Origin of the sequence: Bacillus sp. RC242, assembly GCF_044908245.1 — a bacterium.
Lineage (GTDB): Bacteria > Bacillota > Bacilli > Bacillales > Bacillaceae_G > Bacillus_A > Bacillus_A mycoides.
This window is the reverse complement of the sequence record NZ_JBIYCZ010000007.1, coordinates 146,582-167,893: the sequence shown is the minus strand read 5'-3', so window position 1 is coordinate 167,893 and position 21,312 is coordinate 146,582. Positions and strand designations below refer to the sequence as shown.

Here is a 21,312-nt window from a genome sequence, read left to right as displayed (position 1 = left end):
TACCAATATCTTTTAAAGTACGCTAAAAAATGCCCTTTATCTTATCTTTATCTTATCTTTACCTTATCTTTAAATTTTTATATTAAACTTAAAACCTTAAAGTATTGATGTTTGAGTCTAAAAAAGTGCGGGAGATAGATGTTCATTACATAGTTTGTAAATAACCAATTATCTTTGGAAAATTGAATTTCTTATACGAGGAGTAATATATGAAGGATATAAGTAAAAACCAAATTATAAAAGTGTTCCTTATTAGTATTTTAGGTTTAGGAACAATACTTGGAATGCTATATTTTAATCATAAAACCAATATTCAACAAAATAAAGCGCTAGCCACAGAAAAACGTGTATTGCAATATGAGTCTACCTTGAAAAAAGAATTAGAAAAATATAATTTAGGAGAAAAAACAGCAGTTTTATTAGGAATTATGTATCAAGAGAGTAGAGGTGAGGGAAACGATCCTATGCAGTCTTCTGAATCACTTGGATTAAAGCCAAATGAAATTCAAGAGACAAGCTTGAGCATTGAACAAGGGGTAAAGCACTTTGCTAAAATGTACAAATATGGAACGGACAAGGATGTTAGCATGGAGACAATTATTCAAAGCTATAATATGGGACCAGGGTATATTGATTTTATTGCCAGTCAAGAAGTTAAACAACACTCGGAAGATTCGGCTAAAAAGTTTTCTAAGATGAAAGTTGATCAAAATCCAGCGTTGTACACTTGTGGTGGAAATAAAAATAATTTTAGGTACCCATATTGTTATGGTGATTTCACATATACCACAAAGGTAAATGAAAAAACAAAACTTATTGAAGAGCTTCTTCAAAATGCACATAACTCTTCTAAATAAGTTGCAGAATGAAATATAATGATACCGTCAGTTTTTAATAAGAAAATCTAATAAAAAAACTAGTTTTTTATTAATTCACATAATTTTCAAAATTAAAATCTATGGATGTTAATATTTGTTATATAATGTATTTGTCAAAGTATTACCCCTGTAGTTTCTATGATGAATCTGTAAGATAGTTTGTTTGCCCCGTATATTCATCTTAAACTCAAAAGAACTTGTAGAGATTCCTACAGGTTCTTTTTGTTTTAAGGGTTATATGTGGATTTAAAATATAATTACAATTTTTTGAGAGGGGAAAAAGTACATGTTTGTAAAAGCAGAAAGGTTAGTAATACGAAAATTTGAGTTCAAAGATTGGCAAGCTGTCCATGAGTATACATCAGATATCAATGTTATGAAATACATACCTGAAGGGGTTTTTACTGAAGAAGATACAAGGAACTTTGTGAATGAAAACATTGGTAAAAATGCTAAGAACTTTCCTGTGGTATTAATAGATGAAGATATCCTGATTGGTCATATAGTATTTCATAAATGTTTTGGTGAGCATACCTATGAGATTGGTTGGGTGTTCAATCCAAAATACTTCAATAAAGGATATGCTTCTGAAGCAGCACAAGCTACATTAAAATATGGCTTTAAGGAAATGAAATTACATAGGATTATAGCTACATGTCAGCCACAAAATATCCCATCATATCGAGTGATGGAGAAGATTGGAATGAGAAGAGAAGGCTATTTCAGAAAGTGTATACCACATGGGAATGAATGGTGGGATGAATATTATTACGCTATTTTAGAAGAAGAGTAGTGTCTCAGAACGCATTATTTAAAGTGAAACTCCTATCCCTAAATAGGCAAGTTGACTAACGTTAGTAGGATTCTTGCTACCAAAGGCGAAGTCCATTTCTGCTATCGCTGACGTGCAAGACCGTGGTGTCCCATTACCACTCTCGTAATTGACCCTATGGGTTCTTAAAATATAGAATATTAGAAATATATTATGATAAAATGTGTATAACTATAAATTATTAAATAGATTGGAGAATACTAGAATGAAAGTACAATTACTAAGAATAGGGATATTGGCTTGCTTCATGATATTTTGTTGGTCCTATGAAGATGTCTCTGCTGCATCTACGTGTGAGCCATATGGTGAAATTAAGCCGAACCAAAATCCCTCTCGTCAGCACATAAATTGCCTACTAACGAACGCAGCATTAAAAGAAAATGTTCCTCCTGAGGTTGTAAAAGCAGTAGCTACACAAGAAAGTGGATGGAAACAATTTGATGGAAACGGCCAGCCAATCATAGCGCAAGATGGTGGAATTGGGATTATGCAAATTACCAATCAACCTCAGTTCGATCAACAAAAGTTAAAATATGATATTAATTATAATATTGAAGCAGGTGTTAAAGTTCTTCGTAGTATGTATCAGCGAACAGATCTTCCTAAGGTAAAGGCTGCTGGACCAGAAGTAATCGAAAACTGGTACTTCTCTGTTATGGCTTATAATGGAACAAAGCCTGCAAACAGTCCTTTGTATAAAGCTACCGGTCAAAAAAATTTAAATGCTTACCAAGAAAAAGTGTTTTCTATTCTAGAACAATACAGTTTTTTAAATGATACAAAATTGGGGCAGTTTCCTTTCAGTACAGCTGATTTCGAATATGATCCTAACACGAGTAAAAATATTGTATTTAAAAAGAAGGAGTACATACTAACAAATCCATATTCTTCTATCTATCACCTAAAAACAGGTGATCAAGTACTTGTAACAAGAGATGGAGTAAATTTAAGATCTAAACCTACTTCCGCTTCAAGTGGGAAACCGTTAAGTAAAAATACGAACTTGATTATTCAAGGAAACGCTGCATATGATGAATCTGTAGATAGTAGCAATCAGTTTGTATGGTATCCAGTTAAAACTGCAGATCAAAAACTAGTAGGTTATATTTCTTCTGCATATATTATGAAAAAAGTATAATTTAAGATTAAACGATGAAGATAATCACTGATAAAGATATGGTAGTGATGAGAACAGTTGAACCAAATATAGTTATGGATTCTGGTACAAAAAAATATTAAATTTGGACATACTGCTACTCTACAAAGGCTTGTAACCGGTATGGAACAAAATGGTTGTCCAAGTGGAAGCATTTTGAGCCTTACTTTATTTTGTAAACAGTGAGATGATACATTTGGTACAACTGGAATCTTCGTAAAGAAGCATTATTATGTGTATATTACTCAAATAAAAAAGGTATACCAGCATGGGAGAAAGTGAAGTAAGACGATTTTCCTACGAAAGCAAAAGAAAAAATAGGTATGAAATAATCAGTTGTTTATGACGGCGAATTCTCCTACGTGGAGGGTTCGCCTTTTTTTCTTATTTACACTGAGAAACGCATGCTAGGATGAATATTGGAGTGAATTGAAATGTCTGACTGGTCAATACTGCGAACATATTAATGATTGACTTGTATAAGTACCTATACATACCAGGTTAACGGAAATTTTGTTCATTTGTTTTCACTAGAGGTGCATCTTGGGGGAAGAAGAAAGTGTGCAAAAGAAGTGTTAGAAAGCCGTAGCGTGACTGACAGAATTAAGCTAGTAATAGACAGCATAGTAGAGAATCAATACGTTGTATATTGTGATATTTTATTATAATATTACAAAGGTGATAAGGTAATATAAGGTAAATGGGCTATTGTTATTGTATAAATATAGCGCAAACAGGGGGAATGGACATGAAAAGATATCTAGTATTAGGATTATTGTTGTCAAGTTTATTAGTGGGGTCTGGTCAGGAGAACGACTCTACCAAGAAAGAAACGCCTAAGAGTGAGCAGGAAGTGAAGAAGGACGCGGAAAAGTTGGATGATAATGTGCCAAGGGATAACGAAAACAAAGCGGTTGATACGGAAAAAAATGAGGATAAAGTTGATATTGTGCAGTATCAGTTTCCATCAGATGAAAGTAGTTCTACAATGCCTGTCGATTACTTTGAAACACTTGAACATGGTATGCCATATGAAGAAGTAGCTAAGGCATCTTCTTTCTGTCTATCTGATGAACGTTTTTAATGTGATTGATTCAATTGAACAATACATGTGAAAAGTTGAAATAAGAGGGGGACTAACATGGAAGATGTAAGAAAATGGGGTCAATTTTTACTACCATATAAGTTTGCTTTAGATGAAATGACTACCAAAATTAATATTATAGCTGAAGAAGCAAAGTATTTAAAAAACCATAATCAAATTGAGCATATTAAGACGAGACTTAAATCATTCGAAAGTATTCAACTAAAACTTGATAGAAAAGGAAATATTAGATTGTGTAATCAATACATTAGGCTGTTATAGTGGGAAAAGTTTAGAGAAAATGATTCTATTTGACTTACCATGGGAAGTAACTGATCCAGAATTAGAAGATAATGATTCCAGTAAACCTATCATGGAAAAAGAGGAGATAGATAATTGCTTTAATACAATGAAACAGGCGTATAATTTAGTTAATATTTCTGATATTAAACAATATAGTATAGAAGCATTTAATAATATAAGCAGTTAAATGGTGAGTAGCTCAAGCCAAATTAAAGTAATATGCTGTTTGTGCAATCTCCAGTACTAAATAGTTTAATTACAAGTTCTTGTTTATATATACAGCAAAGCAGATGCTGAAACACGTGAAACATTTCATCTCTTTTATTTTCTATTAGGTTTCAACTTCTTTTCAAATTCCATCAATTTTTTTTAGCTGGACTTCATATAAATATCATAAATACCGCCACCTAGTGAAAAACTCGAATCAAAAAAACTGTCGAACATGACAGGTTTAAAAATCTTATACTTAATTTAAAGTTTGCAGTGCCTCACATCTATATAAAAGGTCAAAGTAAATTAGCCCCATTCCAGTTTAGGTTGGAATCACCATAAGGGTCACTGCACACTTCTATCTTATCGTATTATTGGTAATAAAAAAACAATGTCCCCAAACTTTATTTAGAAATACCATGAGATATGGCTTTCGCGTTATTTAACAAGATACATTGGTTTGTAATATATAAATAATTAATATAAACACTTTACACAAAATATGTTGCAATCAGTAAACTTACGCGTATAGCATGTACTTTTTAGTAATCTGTCATTTTTGTATATTATTTTTCTAGTCGAAGGATTAAACTTTTCAAATCATCTATGGTGAAAATTTCAATATCTTTAGGGAAATTTGGTGTTGATGCACAAGCAGAAAGGCTATAGCTGCTGTCTAAAATATATTGCTTAAAAAATACATTTTCAATATAGTCAAAATTCTCATAAGTGGATTTGATTTTAAATTGTTCTGAACAAGTTTTCTCTATAAGGAAAGAGTTAAGCGGTATAGATAAACCTTTTCCGACAAATTTAATGTAACTCTCTTTTAATGTCCATAAATCAAAGAAGTATGGTATTCTATCTTCTTCTTTACATGATAGCAAATTTTGATGTTCAAAATAAGTGAAATACTTACTCGAAATATTTATATCTATGTCCTGGTATTTTTCTATATCAATTCCAACTTCTGATGTATGACTAATGACAACAACCCAATCACCGGAATGAGAAATATTAAAAAAAAATGGAGGATACAGAGCTATATTAGGTTTGTTGTATTTATTGTATTGATAGAATATTTCGTTGTTATTAATGTGATATTTTTGACATACTAATAATCTTATAGCAATATCGCCTATTAATGATCGATAGGAATCTTTGACTGAAGTAAATTGATTGATTCTTTTTTGTTTATCTAGATCCACTAATTTTAAAAGACGTTTGAACAAATATGGATTTATGTGAGAAGGAATATAAAAGGCCTGTATTTTTATCATAATTTCATAAATACCCCCTATTGTAATAAAAATATTTCAAAACATATTGTGTATTTAAATATATTAAATGTAAGTATGAATATTTTGAAGAAAACTATAAAAATATTTTATTAATATATTTGTTAGGTTTTGCTTAATAAGCACGTTTAAAATGTAGTTAAACTTAATTTTTTTTATTTAGTTTTTATGTTAACAGATGGATTTTTATAAACAATATTGCTACAAATTTTTAAATCGTACTTGTTTTCGATGTATTTAATTGGTAATAAATTTCCTTGTTTCAACTGATATACTTAGCACGATACATTTCTTACTTTAATAAGATTTCATAACTTCTAATACCCTGCAATTACTTTTTTTAGTTGAGAGAAATGGAATATTACAACTACAATTTAATTGCCGTTTTTGGATAAGTAATTATAGTTACTGCATGTTATCTGAACATAACTTCTTTGGAAACATTCTGTAAGATTTAAAAAAAGCTAAAAGACATGAATTTTCAAAAAAATCAATAACTAAATATTGACATTAGAATAAGCTGATAGTAATATTTTACATGTAAATAAATTACAAGTAAATGATAAACTGAAATCGTATGGGTTGTATATTTATTATTACTATTTTTTTCGAAAAGTGTTATTTTTCAGTTTATTGATTCGGAGACGTTATGATTTTAAATTAATAATTTTATATTATTTAATAAATAAATTTAATAATATTAAGATTTTCTTGATTTGTTAAACCGTCTAAACTTTAATGAACTGCATCTATTCAACTTAACAATGATTTATTTAGTTATACTACTAAAAGTAACCATAAAAAATATAACGATTATTTAATTTATTAAGAAAATACATTTATAAAGGTTTAGGCCTTTGGTTATAAGTTAATTTTATTTAGGAGGAGATTTTTTGGCACAATGGCTAAGTAAATTAGGTATGTTTATTTTTCGAACCCGATGGATAACTATATTGACCTGGGGATTAATTTTAATTATTGCTGGCATAACTGGTGGTGATACTTCTCAAAAATTAACTGGTGGTGGTGGAGATGTACCAGGTTCGGAATCAGTAAAAGTAAAAGAGATATTTTCACAGGAATTTGAGAAAAGGGGAGGGCCTTCTCTTCTTTTAGTGGTAAAAGATCAAAAAAATAAAGTTAATTCATCTATATATAAGGATAAATTGAAAAATACTTTGGAAAAACTAGAACAAGAAAAGGAAGTTAAATCAATTACTAGTATTTTTAATGTAGATGATAAAACAAAACAAAGTATGATTGGGAGCGATGAAAAAACCACAATTTCATATGTTGAATTAAATATAGATGAAAATAAAGCAGTTAAAGTCTTACCAGAAATTCAGGAAAGGTTTAATACAAATGCAAAAAATATAGATATTGATGCGTATTTAGTAGGTTCTGCAGCAGTAATGGGGGATATGGCTACTTTTAGTCAATCTGGACTTGTGAAAGCTGAAATGATAGTACTTCCCCTTATATTTATAATTCTATTTCTCATTTTCCGGAGTTTGGTGGCAACTTTAATTCCTTTTATAATAACAATTCTCTCTATTACAGGAGCAACTGGCATCATTGGTATAGCGGCTTCCTATATGGAAATGTCAGTTTTCGTTATGAACGCTACTATGATGCTTGGTCTAGGTGTTGGGGTGGATTACTCATTATTTATGGTTAATCGCTTTCGAATAGAATTAGAAAAAGAAAAAGATGTTAAAAAAGCATTGAAGGTAACCATGCGTACAGCAGGTCATTCAGTAATTTTTTCGGGTCTTACAGTGATTGGTGCAATGTCTATATTATTTATTGTTAATATTCCTGCTATTAAATCACTTGCATTTGGAGCAATTGCTGTAGTGTTTGTTGCTATGCTGGCGACTTTAACCTTATTGCCAGCGATATTATTATTACTAGGAGAACGTATTAATTGGGGAACGTTAAAGCGGTCTTCAAGAAGAAATAATAAGAATTCAAGAGGCTGGATAAAGTGGTCAAACCTAGTGATGAAACGACCTGTTATATTTCTTATGGCTTCATTGATCTTATTAATTTCATTAGCAATACCATCTTTTCAATTAAAATTATTCTCTCCAGATGTGACAATTTTACCTCAAGAATCAAATGTGAAAAAAGGTTTTCAACTTTTACAAGATACATTTGGAAAAGGAAAATTGAGTCCGCATTATGTTGTACTAGAATCGGAGGAAGACATTGTTAATAAAAATAATCTTCAATATCTTTCTGATCTGGTAGAGAAATTAAATAATATGGAACAAATTAAGGAAGTAAATACAGTTTTACCAGCTTTTGAAGGTGTTCCAACTGAGAAGATACCACAAATGCTATCATCTAGTCAGTTGCCTAAAAATGCGCAGGAAGAAATTAATAATTTTATAAGCAAAGATAGAAAATACATGGTTGTTGAATTTATTACTCAAAAAACTGCGGCTTCTAAAGAGACGCGTGACTTAATTGAGAATTTAAGAAAAGATATTAAGTCAAAAATGGATATGCCAAAAGGATTAAAGGTTTATGTTGGTGGTGAAACAGCAATAAGTTTGGATCATAATAATGAAATATTTAACAGCCTTTTACCATCAATCTTATTAATGTTGGGTCTTATTTATATAGTACTTTTAATTACCTTTAAGAGTATTCTTCTTCCATTAAAAGCAATATTATTAAACTTAATATCTATAGGAGCTACATACGGAATATTGATTTTAATATTTATAAAGGGTTATGGAGCAGATTTATTAGGGGTGGAAGTAGCCGATAGCATTGTAAGTTTTGTACCGGTGCTATTATTAGCCTTGCTATTTGGATTAAGTACAGATTATGAAGTGTTTTTAATGAGTAGGGTACAAGAAGAATATAGAAAAACAAATAATAACGAACAAAGTATTGCTGTAGGTTTGCAAGAAACAGGGCCGTTAATTTCTGGTGCTGCGCTATTAATGATTGCTGTCTTTACGGGTTTTGCGTTTTCAGGAATGTTGCCTATTCAAGTTTTGGGTATAGGATTAGCAGTCGGTATATTCCTTGATGCAACGATAGTTAGATTGGTCTTAGTTCCGGTTTCAATGGTCTTACTAGGAAAATGGAATTGGTGGTTACCATCTTTTTCTAATAAGGTGTCTAAGAAAGAGAAAGCTCTAAATAAAAATAAAAATATAATGTAATAAATTAGATCAGTGAAATAAATAGATAATCTAAAATTACTAATAGGTTATAAAAAAAGTTTTCGTATAATGGAAAGAATTAAATTACAAGTGCTAGAGTGAACTACTCGCCACTTAGCAAAGCTTATAGTGGAGCTTCTCAGTTCCAAGATGAAAGCAACCTTTCGTATCCCTGAGCGTTACTTCGGGGTGTTCCATCCCTAGATGTCCAACGCTTGGACGCTCTTTTGGTACGGTTGATATTTTACACAGGAACCGAATGGCTTGGTTTTCGCACTCTATTTTCTTCCTGCAACCTCATATATCAAGTTATCAAAGAACTTCATATAGTTAGTTTATTAAAAGTTTTTGGCTATGCCAAACCGAAATTCATCTCCCACCTAACGTTGAGATATCGCCCTTCACACGCTTGAGGAAGGAGAATTCTTTCGGTAAATTCGTTAAAAAGGAGAATTCATATGGGGAAGGTTACATTGTTTTGTCTTCCAAATGCTGGTGGTTCCGCGGTGATGTATCTAAAATGGAAAAAATATCTTAGTCCATACATCGAACTTTATCCTATAGAAATTGCGGGAAGGGGAAAAAGAGTAGATGAACCTTTATTTACTAATGTAGATGAAATTGTAAGTGATATATATGGATTGATAAAGAATCATATAGATAAACAGCCTTATGCTATTTTTGGATACAGTATGGGAAGTTTAGTAGGTTTTGAATTGTGTCAAAAGTTGAAACGAAATGGTCATAAAGAGCCAGTACATTTTTTTACAGCATCTTTGGAGGCTCCACAATTTGTTGCTAAGAAAAAAAATATTTATAATTTGCCAATGGAAGAGTTTAAACGAGAAGTTTTAAATTTTAATGGAATTCCTCAAGAAATAGCTAATGATATATCTTTATTGAATTATTTTCTTTCAATCTTAAAATCTGATTTTAAGGCCATGGATACATATGAATATTCGGATGAGTCCATACTAATGAAAACGAACTTAACCATTCTGTATGGAGAGGAAGATAATTTTTCTTTGGATAATGTGTATGGATGGAAAAATCTTACTACAGGAGAGTCCGTAGTACATAAGTTTTCAGGAGGCCACTTTTTTATTAATAATAACCTAAATGAGATTATAGAAAAAGTAAACCAAACAATAGAAAGGGTTGAATTGGGTAATGTTCATAATTAATTCTCCAATTTTGAGTAAAGATAGAATTGACTGTTAAGTATTATTTAATGGTTTTTAAATTCGAAATATTAATTGCCAATTTAGGAGGGAAAAAATGAATAAAGAGTTAAATTTCAAATCATTGGTCGATATTCTGAAAAAAAATGGTAAACAGAATCATAATGGGATTGGCTTTATAAATGGGAATAATAGCGAAAAATTTTTGACGTACCGCGATTTATATTTAAATTCGCTTTGTATATTAAATACCCTACAGCAATTTGGAATTAGAAAAGGCGATGAATTAATATTACAAGTTGAGGATAATGAAGATTTTATACTTGTTTTTTGGGCATGTTTGTTAGGAGGTATTATACCAGTACCTGTTTCTATAGGGAATAATAACGAACATAAAATGAAAATTTTTAAAATTTGGAGTAAATTAAATAATCCATATATAATTTCTAGCCAGAAAATAATTGCAGGATTGGAGCAATATGCAAACAAAAATAATTTGAGCCTTATTAAAGAGGTTTTAAATAAATCAGTTCTTACAGATAATAATTTAATATCTTCATCGCCAGGTATAGAGTTCACTTCTGTACCACAAGATATAGCGTTTATTCAATATTCATCAGGTTCGACAGGAGATCCTAAAGGTGTCATTTTAACTCACGAAAATTTATTAACAAACATTTCTCAAATGATCAATGGTTCAAATATGACTGCTAAAGAAACGTTTCTTAGTTGGATGCCATTGACACATGATATGGGTATTATTGGTATGCATCTTGTTCCTTTTGCTTTGAATGCTATCCATTATTTTATTCCTACTACTCTGTTTATCAGAAGACCTACTTTATGGTTTATCAAGATTAATGAGCATAAAGTGACAATCACTTCGTCTCCTAACTTTGGATATAGTTATTTCTTAATGCATTATAAACCTGAAATAGCAAGTGATTGGGACTTATCACATGTGCGACTTATTTTTAATGGAGCAGAGCCGATTTCCCCAAGTTTGTGTAATCAATTTTTAAAAGAATTATCAAAGTATGGGCTAAAGAAAACAACTATTTTTCCAGTTTACGGGCTTGCAGAAGCTTCTTTAGGAGCAGCTTTTCCTACTTTAAATGAAGAATTTATTACAGTTCAACTAGATCGGAGTTCTTTAAAAATTGGTCAGAAAGTAAGAAGTAGTGAGTCTGATGACTGTGTAAGTTTTGTTGATGTAGGTTATCCTCTTGAAGGGATTGAAATGAGAATATGTAATGAAAAAGAGGACCAATTAGAGGATTGTACAATTGGGTACATACAAATAAAAGGTAAAAATGTTACCAGTGGTTATTACAATGAAAAGAAAAAATCAGAAGAAACTATTCGAGCAGGTTGGTTAAATACAGGGGATTTAGGCTTTATGAATAATGGGCGTTTGGTGATTACTGGTAGGGGAAAAGATATTATCTTTGTTAATGGACAAAATTTTTATCCTCATGATATAGAGAGAGTTGCAGAAGGGCTAGAGGATATTAGATTAGGATACATTGTAGCTTGCGGAGTAGCGGATCCGAAGGAACAAAGCGATAAGACTTTACTATTTGTTTTATACAAAAAAGATTTAAAAAACTTTATTCATTTAAGTAAAAAATTAAAAAAATATATTAGTGAACAGATGGGATTAGATGTTTATAAGGTAATTCCTGTGAAAAAAATACCTAAAACAACGAGTGGGAAATTTGAAAGGTATAAATTAGGAAAGATGTATTTGGACGGAGAATTCACTAATGTACTAAATGAGCTAAAGGATCTTGAAAAATCACAGTTTACCAATATGAATAATAAAGAATTAGATACTAATACCTACGAAACACAGAATTTTATTGGACCAATTAGTGAGATTCAAGAAAAATTAGTAACCATTGTAAAGAAAGTTTTCAAGGTTGAAAGAATTAGTATTAATGAAAACTTCTTTGATTTGGGAGGTAATTCATTATTATTAGTACAAATGCATGAAAAAATTGAACAATTATATCCAGGAAAAGTAACTATCACAGACCTTTTTTCTTATCCTACAATTTCCAAAATGGCGGAATATATTGAAAACAGCGGTGGTGATTATAAAAAAATTGAGCTAACTCCTATAAAATTTCCTGCTGTGTTTTTTAATCCTGAAAAGAATAGGGAAGAAGGAGCAGTATTTAAATATAAATTAAATGAATCTATTACAAATTCTATTCAGAATATGTGCACCGATTATAAGATAGGAACAAATGAATTTCTATTAACGAATTTTCTGATTCTATTAGATAAGGTGTCAATAAATGAAAGCATTACAATTCAAACAATGTTCGAAAATGAAAATAAAGCTCAACAACTTAATATAACTATAGATAAAAATAAAGACATATTAAATGTATTAAAACTTATAAATCAAAAAGAAAGTAATATACAGTTGCTGCAAACTTATAGCGTTAAAGATATTTTAAAAAGAAAAGTGAATAAAGGAAAAGAAGAAGTTATTCCATTATTTTGCGCTAACAGTAAAGTATCCTCAGAATGTAGATTGTTAAATGTGTATGACTTCATATTGTGTAGTAACAATAATCAAAATGAGATAGATTTGGATTTTCAGTACGACTGTAAAAGATTAAACAAAGATAATATGAAGAAACTCTTTAATAACTACATTAGATTAGTAGAAATTTTTGTGAACCACTATATTGAAGAAACAAAAGGAGTGCTAATTTAGATGAAAAAAATAGCATTGTTATTTCCTGGACAAGGATCTCAATTTGTAGGTATGTGTAAAAAATTGTACGAAGAATATGCTATAGTCAAAGATACTTTTGAAGAGGCTAATGATGTCTTAGGTTTTGATATGACATCCTTATGTTTTGAAGGGGATATTTTAAAATTAACTCAAACAGAAAATACTCAACCGGCATTACTTACGGCAAGTGTAGCAGCATTTCGAGTATATATTCAGGAAATTGGTATTAATCCGTCTATATTAGCAGGGCATAGTCTTGGAGAGCTTTCTGCGCTAACTTGTAGTAATACAATCCGATTTTCTGATGCACTCAGGATAGTTAGAAAAAGAGGATTATTGATGAAACAAGCTGCAGAATTAGGGGAAGGTAAAATGGCAGCTATAAGTGGTATTGACGTTAAAGTAATTAACGAGGAATGTCAAAAAGTTTCTACTGAAAAGGAACCGGTAGTTGTTGCCTGCTATAACTCACCGAATCAAAGTGTAATTTCAGGTCATGTACTTACTGTGGATAGACTTATTAATAGATTACAAAAATTAGGTGCCACTATATTTCCACTTAAGGTCAGTGCAGCTTTTCATAGTCCGATGATGAAACAAGCAGCTGAAGGTTTAAGGAGGGAACTTCATAAGTACACATATAATCATCCGAAATGGAAAGTTATTTCTAATGTAAACGCATTGCCTTATGAGGGACGTGAACAACTTATTGAGAATTTAACTGCACAAATGACTAGTCCTGTTTTGTGGCATGATTCTGTAAAATATATAAAAAAACAAGAAGTGGAACTTGCAATTGAGATGGGGCCAAAAACAGTATTGAAAAATTTAATGAAAGAAAATTTGAAAGAATTAACTGTGTTCCAATTTGAGGGTAATAAGGATATCGAAAAACTAAAATCAGTATTAGCACACTCCGCCTATAATGAAGAGGAACTTGTTTATAACAATAAATTAGATATAATTGCTAGCTGTATTAGAACCGCTATTTGTTCAAAAAACTTAAACTGGGATTTAGAAAGTTATAAAACAGGCGTAATTGAACCCTATAGGAATATAACAAATATGTATGAAACACTGGAAATGAATAAGCAAATGCCTTCTGATGAACAGATTGCTTCCGCGTTTGAAATGCTCAATATGGTTTTAACTACTAAAAAAGTTAAGGAGGAACAAAAAGAACAATTATTTTTAGAATTACTTGAACAAACAGAGGCACATTTAATTATACCGGAATTAACTCGATACCATGTGATTAAGCAAAAAGAAGAATTAGTTACTTTATAACAAGGGAGGAAAAAATAAATGTTGAAATTAGATGAAATTAAATTGGAAGAATTTTCATCGTTAGATTTTTCCGAAATTAAAGAAGTTTCAGAAAAGGATATAGCGATTATTGGGATATCAGTGAATTTACCTGATGCTAAAGATATAGAAGAATTTTGGAGAAATATTAGAAACAGTTTGGATAGTATCGGGAACTTTCCAGAGAAAAGAAAAAAGGATTCTACTTCATACTTAAAATCTATAGGTATAGAAGAAAAAAATATTAAATTTGGAAAAGGTGCCTATTTAACAGAGATAGATAAATTTGACTATAACTTTTTTCGAATATCTCCTAAAGAAGCTAGTTTGATGCACCCTAACCAAAGATTATTTTTACAAAATGTATGGCAGGCCATTGAAGATGCAGGTTATGGAGGGGAAAAAATAAAAGGAACTAATACCGGATTATATTTGGGGCACAACACAGCACCTTTTATAGACACTTATTATGATTATTCGAGGTTTATAGCTGAACAAGATACCTCACTAGTTTCTATGGCTATACCTGGAAACCTAAACTCAATGATTGCAAGTAGAATTTCTTATATTTTAGATTTAAAAGGTCCAAGTATGTTGATAGATACAGCATGTTCTTCTTCTCTTGTTGCTATACATACGGCTTGTCGAAATATTCGAAATGGCGAATGTGATATGGCTATTGCTGGGAGTGTAAAAATAAATTTATTTCCTTTAGAAAATGATGATTATAAATTAGGTATAGAAGCATCGGATGGAAAAGCGAAAACTTTTGACGAAAGTTCTGATGGTACAGGAAGAGGCGAAGGAGTAGCAGCAGTAGTACTAAAACCTTTAAGTAATGCGCTTAAAGATGGTGATAATATTTATGCTGTAATAAAAGGAAGTGCCGTTAATCAGGACGGAAGCTCTGCAGGAATAACAGCTCCTAATGCTTTAAGACAAGAAGAAGTTATATTAAAGGCATGGGAAGATGCTAATATCAATCCAGAAACAATTGCATATATAGAAAGTCATGGAACAGGTACGAGATTAGGTGATCCAATAGAAATTGCTGGAATAACTCGAGCATTTAATAAATATACAGATAGAAAACAATTTTGTGCTGTGGGTTCTGTAAAAACAAACATAGGTCATCTGGATGCTGGTGCTGGAATAGTTGGATTAATAAAAGCTGTCCTTGCATTAAAGTATAAGGAATTACCTCCAACAGTCCATTTTAAGTACCCAAATAAAAAAATTGATTTTGAAAATTCACCTGTATATGTAAATAACATATTAAGAAAATGGGAATATGAAGGATATCCTAGGAGAAGTGGAGTTAGTTCCTTTGGATTAAGTGGGACAAATTGTCACGTTATTTTAGAAGAAGCACCAAAGTTAGATGATGACTGTAAGTTGAGCGGTAATGAAAAACAAATACTAACCATTTCTGCTAAAAGTAAAGAATCATTGCAAGAATTAATAAGTCAGTATGAAAATTTTATTGAGGAAGAGAAAGTCTCTAATTTTGCTAATATATGTTATACCGCAAATACTGGGAGAGAACACTTTAATTATAGGGTAGCAATGATAGTAAATAATATAGAAGATCTAAGGGATAAAATTCAATATCTTAAAAAGTTTGGTCTAAAAAATAATGCGGATAAACAAATTTATTTTAATAGTTTCAAGGTTGTAGTAGATTCTACTGATAAAAATAGTGATGAGTGTGAAATTACGGAAGAAGAAATTCGATTATTAAGTAATGCTGTTAATCAAAAGGTTCAGGAGAATTTATTTAATAATATAGCAAATGAAGAGCTGTTAGAAAGTATATGCATGTCCTATATTAAAGGAGCTAAAATTGAGTGGGATACATGGTATAGAGATTCCAATATTCAAAAAGTATCAATTCCAGTATATCAATTTAATGGAAAACGCTGTTGGCTAGAAGTAGATGAAAATAAAAAAGTGGCGAGTAGCTTCAATGGGAAAACAGAGAATTATAAAACCAATGTAAAACTCCTAGGTAGGGAGAATGGGGCTTATACTGAAATTGAAACAAGGATAGCTCAGATATGGGGCGAATTTTTAGGTTTTGATGAGATAGACGTTGAAGAAAATTTCTTCACATTAGGTGGAGATTCAATAATAGCTACTAAAATCGTAAATGTAGCTAGTGATATCTTTGGAGTTAAAATAGAAGTAACTAGCTTATTAAGAAATCCAACTATTAAAAGGTTTTCTGAATCAATAAATGGAGATAAATTGAAGAATAAACCGAGCTTTGCTACAGACCTTACTATAAGACCGGTAGAACAAGAAGAATATTACCCAGCATCATTAGTACAAAAACAGGTTTTTGCTCAATCACAGTTTAAGAAAATGGGAACTGCGTTAAACACTCCTATTCTACTAATGTTTAAAGGAACTCTAGATAAGCAGCGAGTTAAGGATGTATTTACCCAACTTATTATGAGGCATGAGGCTCTAAGAACAAGTTTTACATTCTCAGATAGGGATTTAGTTCAAAAAATTCATAAACAAGTGGAGTGGCACTTAGAAACAGTAGCGGTTTCTGAATCAGAGCTGGATCAGGCTATAAACGAGCAAATTAAGATATTTAATTTAAATCAAGCACCATTAGCAAGAGTTGTACTTTTTACTGTTTCTGATCAAAGAGATGTTTTATTTATTGATTTACATCATATTATATCTGATGGTGTATCCTTCGATATCCTAATTAAGGATTTTATGTATCTATATGAAGGAAAAAAATTACCAAATTTAGATATTCAATATAAAGATTTTACTATTTGGCAGGAGGAATTCGAAAAGACTCCACAAATGGAAAAGCAAATGCATTATTGGCAAGAAGTCTTAAAAGAAAACATACCAGAACTTAAATTACCTTTAGATTATGATAGAAGCAAAAGTCGTAGTTTTGAAGGAAAAACTATTGAGTTTAATATTTCGAGTAATATAGTAAGGAAATTAACCGATTTGGCAAAAGAAACGAATGTAACCCTAAACACGTTACTTTTTGGGGCATACACTCTTCTTCTTAATAAATATACGGAACAAAGAGATATTGTGGTAGGAACAGTGGTGTCTGGTAGAACACATGTACAAACGGATAATATTATAGGTGCTTTTGTTAATTTATTACCGATTAGAAATGTAATTAATCCTAATGATAAAATTGAAAGTTTTATTAAGGAATGTAATGATGTACTTTTGAATGCTTATGAAAATCAAGATTTTCATTATACAAGTATGATAGAAAAATGCGGTATTAAAATTGATAGAACAAGAAACCCAATTTTTGATACAGCATTACTATTTCATAATGAATATGACTCCAATACCAAATTAAAAGTGTCAGAAGTACCATTTTCTGTGAAGACTTTGCCCACAAATCAATCACAATTAGACGTAAAATTAGATATTTATATTAATGAATTGAATGAATTAAATTGTATGCTCGAGTATAAAATAGATTTATTTAAGGAAGAAACTATCAATGATTTTATAAAAGTTTTCGAGGCAATTTTAGATAAATTAATTAGTAAATCGGTGTCTGAAATAAAAGATCTTTTTGTATCAATAGACAGGGATGAAGAACAGAGTAGATTGAAAAATGAAGAAGTTTCAAAAGGTATAATTGCACAATCTAAATTAGATTTAGCAATAAGTGCTACTTTTACTGCTGAACCTATTCAAGATTACATAAATTGGTGGGGAAATGAATTTGGCATGGATATAGATGTTAAATTTGCTCCATATAATCAAGTGTTTATGGAACTGCTTGATCCAGCGAGTCTTATTTCATCCAATACAGGTGCTAATTTGCTTCTAATTAGGTTTGAAGACTGGATTCGTAATGAAACTTTAGAGAATGATGACTCAATCTTAGCAAACTTAGACAAGAACTATACAGAATTGGTATCTATTTTGAAAGACAAACAAAAAAATGTTCCATTCTTTGTAGGAGTTTTTCCAATCTCAACTCATTTGAATTTAAGCCAAAAGATTGCTGAACGTATTCAAGAATTGAATTTAGAATGGGTAAAAGAGATAGAAGCGATGGAAAACGTTCATATTCTAGACTTTAGAAAAGTAACCGATGAATATGATGTAACTGAGGTTTTCGATAAATTAAAAGACTCTGAAGGCCATATTCCTTTTACAGATGAGTATTATGCTGCTTTAGGAGCAACGGTTGTTCGAAAATTACAATCTTGGAAAAATCAGGGATTTAAAGTGGTTGTATTAGATTGTGATAATACTCTGTGGAAAGGTGTTTGCGGTGAAGACGGTGCCTTAGGTGTAGAAGTAGATGAGCACTTTAAAAAGCTTCAAGAATTTATGCTTGAAAAGTATGATGAGGGAATGCTACTCACACTTTGTAGTAAGAATAATGAAAGTGATGTTTGGGAAGTCTTTAATGAGAACCCGAACATGGTTCTTAAGAAGGAGCATTTCGTTAATCACAAAATTAATTGGTCCCCAAAATCTGAAAATATAATAGAATTAGCTCAGGAATTAAATTTAGGTTTAAGTAGTTTTATTTTTATTGATGATAATTTTGCTGAATGCTCAGAAGTTATGATGAATTGTCCAGAAGTTCTTACTTTACATTTACCAAAAGATGCGAATCAAATGTCATCTTATCTCCAACATGTATGGGCTTTTGATAGATTTATAGTGACAGAAGAAGATAGAAAGCGGACATCAATGTATGTTTCTGAACAGAAGAGAAAAGAAATGCAAAAAAGTGCACAAACACTACCCAATTTCTTAAAGGGTTTAGGATTAAAGATGAGTATGAATAAGGTTGAGAAATCGCAAATAGCTAGGGTAGCACAGTTAACTAAAAGAACAAATCAATTTAATTTAAGTACAAAGAGAATGTCAGAATCTGATATAGAAGCTTTCATGCAAAGTGATGATGTAATTTGTTGGACTATCGAAGTATCGGATCGTTTTGGAGATTATGGTTTAGTAGGAGTAGTTATTACGAAAGAAGAAGAAAAGAGACTTTTTATTGATACTTTCCTATTAAGCTGTAGAGTACTTGGACGAACTGTTGAAGATGCCATATTGTATGGATTGGCAAAATATTGTAAAGAAAATGATTTTGAGTTTTTAAAAGCTGAATTTTATCCAACAGCAAAGAATAAACCTTTCTTAAATTTCATTGAAAGATCAAATTGGGAAAAGGTAGAAACCCTTGAGGGCTGTACTATTTATCGTATTCCTATAGAAACTATACAATCAATGGATATAATTGATTGCTATTATAATTGTACGTATGAAAAGAAAGATACGCCGCAAATTGAAAATAATAAAGAAGATTTAAATAAAAGCATGCTTAGTGATGAAACTAAATCGATAAACAACTCATCAGGTCGAACTTGGAGTATCAATGTAACAAATGAAGAGAATTTATTGCATAAAAAATATTTACTTCCATTAGAAAAGCATTCGGCTCATTTATTTGTTGACATACCTAAAAAGGGGAATTTTATTGGAAATAAGGATAATCGTGAATACATTGCACCACGAAATGAGGCTGAAAAACGAATCGCAGAGATATGGCAACAGGTTTTAGGAATAGAAAAAATTAGTGTAACTGATAATTTCTTCGAGCTTGGAGGTACTTCTTTAGATGGTATTCAAGTAATTTCAAAGATCTCAATGGAATTCGAAGCTCAATTAAATGATATTTTTGAGTATGATACAATCGAGAGTTTTGCGAAAAATATACCATTTAATAAAGATTACCTATTATCGCTATTTGATAAGAAGGAATCTATTGCTAAATCAAAAAATGAAGATGATTTCGAAACGGATGCTGGAGTTCAATCGAAATTAGAAGAGTATCATAATAAAGTCTCTGAGTATAATGATATAAACCTATCAAGCATTAAAGAATATAAAAATATATTATTGACCGGCGTTACAGGTTATTTAGGTGCACATATGTTATATGATATGTTAAAAGAAACTACGAGTAACATTCACGTAATAGTTAGAGGTGAAAATACTCAGGATTCTCAAAAGAGATTAATGAGAAAACTAGCATTCTATTTCAATGATTCTTTTTATGAGCAATATAAAGGTAGAATATTTATTTATAGTGGAGATTTATCGCAAGAGACTTTTGGATTATCAAAAGACTCATATGAAGAATTAGCAAAAATAATAGATTGTGTCATGAATTCAGCTGCTAATGTAAGCCATTATGGAAAGTTTGAAGAATCCTATGAAATTAATGTTAAAGGAACTGAACGGTTAATTGAATTTGCATTTAATTTTAAACAAAAAGATTTACATCATATTTCAACACCTTTAGTTGCATTCGGGAAAATTGAGGGTATAGATAACTTTTTATTTACTGAATTTGATCATTATGTGGGACAAGAAGATGAAAATATTTATTTTAGGACTAAATTAGAGGCTGAAAGATTAATTGTTTTAGCAAGGGAAAAAGGACTAAATGCTACTATTTATAGAGTAGGAAACCTTAACTACAATACAAGTACTTTAAAGTTCCAAGAAAATATCGCTGATAATGCATTTTATTCTGTTGTTAAATCTTTTATCAAAGTGAACATGGTCCCTGCATTAGATGCAAAAGTCATTGATTTTTCATTTGTAAACTATGTGAGTAAGGCGATTATATTATTGTTTAATAGAGATGATTTAAGAAATGAAACACATCATGTCTACAATTATAATGGAATAAGTAGTCTTGAACTTGGCCAATTCTTACAAAGTGCGGGTTATGATAGTATTAATATCACGGATGTTAGCGAATTGTTTGCTAATTTTGAGAATCCAGAAATGCAAGAAAATATCATGAAAATTATTATACATGCAGGTCTGATGGGTAATCTTAGAGATACAAACTTCCATTTAGTATTCGATAAAACCAAACTAATATTGGATCGACTGGGTTTTTCATGGCCAAATATAGAAAAAAATCATGTAGAACAAATGTTAGAGTATGCTAAAGAAGTTCAATTTATTTAGAATTTAAAGTTAATTGTTGCTTTAATAAACTGTAGCGGAAAGGTACTTATAACATATGTTTATAGACCTTTCCGCGAAAGTTTGTTATGTAATATATAGTATCTAAAATTAGTT

General features: G+C 30.7%; 9 protein-coding genes and 4 pseudogenes. 12 read left to right on the top strand and 1 reads right to left on the bottom strand.

Going from position 1 to position 21,312, the window contains the following annotated elements; all coding sequences use genetic code 11:
- Positions 1-209 precede the first annotated feature (209 nt).
- From ABH957_RS15785 to ABH957_RS15760, 7 genes and pseudogenes are all read left to right on the top strand, one after another.
- Positions 210-857 carry a lysozyme family protein gene (locus ABH957_RS15785; protein ID WP_098376810.1) on the top strand — a complete coding sequence of 216 codons (648 nt, stop codon included), beginning with the start codon at positions 210-212 and terminating at the stop codon, positions 855-857.
- A gap of 307 nt (positions 858-1,164) precedes the next feature.
- Positions 1,165-1,671, top strand: a complete 507-nt coding sequence (locus tag ABH957_RS15780) for a GNAT family N-acetyltransferase (protein ID WP_098883792.1) — start codon at positions 1,165-1,167, stop codon at positions 1,669-1,671.
- Positions 1,672-1,915: 244 nt separating this feature from the next.
- Positions 1,916-2,848 carry a transglycosylase SLT domain-containing protein gene (locus ABH957_RS15775; RefSeq protein WP_098221335.1) on the top strand — a complete coding sequence of 311 codons (933 nt, stop codon included), beginning with the start codon at positions 1,916-1,918 and terminating at the stop codon, positions 2,846-2,848.
- Positions 2,849-3,069: 221 nt separating this feature from the next.
- Positions 3,070-3,153 (top strand): annotated as a pseudogene (locus tag ABH957_RS29470) (YxeA family protein); the annotation flags it as partial.
- Between the two features lie 461 nt (positions 3,154-3,614).
- A pseudogene (locus tag ABH957_RS15770) lies at positions 3,615-3,917 on the top strand (hypothetical protein); the annotation flags it as partial.
- Positions 3,918-4,007: 90 nt separating this feature from the next.
- Positions 4,008-4,193 (top strand): annotated as a pseudogene (locus ABH957_RS15765) (GTP pyrophosphokinase family protein); the annotation flags it as partial.
- Positions 4,183-4,440 (top strand): annotated as a pseudogene (locus ABH957_RS15760) (hypothetical protein); the annotation flags it as partial. The pseudogenes ABH957_RS15765 and ABH957_RS15760, both read left to right, overlap by 11 nt.
- Positions 4,441-5,029: 589 nt before the next feature.
- Here ABH957_RS15760 and ABH957_RS15755 read toward each other — a convergent pair.
- The gene (locus ABH957_RS15755; protein ID WP_404511690.1) at positions 5,030-5,743 is read right to left on the bottom strand and encodes a 4'-phosphopantetheinyl transferase family protein; all 714 of its coding nucleotides are present in this window, start codon (positions 5,741-5,743) and stop codon (positions 5,030-5,032) included.
- A gap of 911 nt (positions 5,744-6,654) precedes the next feature.
- On the opposite strand from ABH957_RS15755, the gene ABH957_RS15750 reads away from it, so the two are divergent.
- The 5 genes from ABH957_RS15750 (at position 6,655) to ABH957_RS15730 (ending at position 21,198) form a co-directional block, all read left to right on the top strand.
- On the top strand, positions 6,655-8,943 hold the full coding sequence (locus ABH957_RS15750; protein ID WP_404511688.1) for an MMPL family transporter: 2,289 nt from the start codon (positions 6,655-6,657) through the stop codon (positions 8,941-8,943).
- A gap of 458 nt (positions 8,944-9,401) precedes the next feature.
- A complete protein-coding gene (locus tag ABH957_RS15745) occupies positions 9,402-10,127 on the top strand; it encodes a thioesterase II family protein (RefSeq protein ID WP_404511686.1) in 726 nt (241 codons plus the stop codon).
- A 94-nt stretch (positions 10,128-10,221) separates the two neighbouring features.
- Positions 10,222-12,855, top strand: a complete 2,634-nt coding sequence (locus ABH957_RS15740; protein ID WP_404511684.1) for a non-ribosomal peptide synthetase — start codon at positions 10,222-10,224, stop codon at positions 12,853-12,855.
- On the top strand, positions 12,856-14,163 hold the full coding sequence (gene fabD / locus ABH957_RS15735) for an ACP S-malonyltransferase (protein ID WP_404511682.1): 1,308 nt from the start codon (positions 12,856-12,858) through the stop codon (positions 14,161-14,163).
- A gap of 18 nt (positions 14,164-14,181) precedes the next feature.
- Complete coding sequence (locus tag ABH957_RS15730; RefSeq protein ID WP_404511680.1) at positions 14,182-21,198, top strand: HAD-IIIC family phosphatase; 7,017 nt, start codon at positions 14,182-14,184, stop codon at positions 21,196-21,198.
- Positions 21,199-21,312 lie beyond the last annotated feature (114 nt).

What these genes read in the sequence shown, in the direction of transcription:
- ABH957_RS15775 (WP_098221335.1), top strand. Translation starts at nt 1,916, where the DNA reads ATGAAAGTACAATTACTAAGAATAGGGATATTGGCTTGCTTCATGATA.
- ABH957_RS15780 (WP_098883792.1), top strand. Translation starts at nt 1,165, where the DNA reads ATGTTTGTAAAAGCAGAAAGGTTAGTAATACGAAAATTTGAGTTCAAA.
- fabD (WP_404511682.1), top strand. Translation starts at nt 12,856, where the DNA reads ATGAAAAAAATAGCATTGTTATTTCCTGGACAAGGATCTCAATTTGTA.
- ABH957_RS15785 (WP_098376810.1), top strand. Translation starts at nt 210, where the DNA reads ATGAAGGATATAAGTAAAAACCAAATTATAAAAGTGTTCCTTATTAGT.
- ABH957_RS15745 (WP_404511686.1), top strand. Translation starts at nt 9,402, where the DNA reads ATGGGGAAGGTTACATTGTTTTGTCTTCCAAATGCTGGTGGTTCCGCG.
- ABH957_RS15755 (WP_404511690.1), bottom strand. Translation starts at nt 5,743, where the DNA reads ATGATAAAAATACAGGCCTTTTATATTCCTTCTCACATAAATCCATAT.
- ABH957_RS15730 (WP_404511680.1), top strand. Translation starts at nt 14,182, where the DNA reads ATGTTGAAATTAGATGAAATTAAATTGGAAGAATTTTCATCGTTAGAT.
- ABH957_RS15740 (WP_404511684.1), top strand. Translation starts at nt 10,222, where the DNA reads ATGAATAAAGAGTTAAATTTCAAATCATTGGTCGATATTCTGAAAAAA.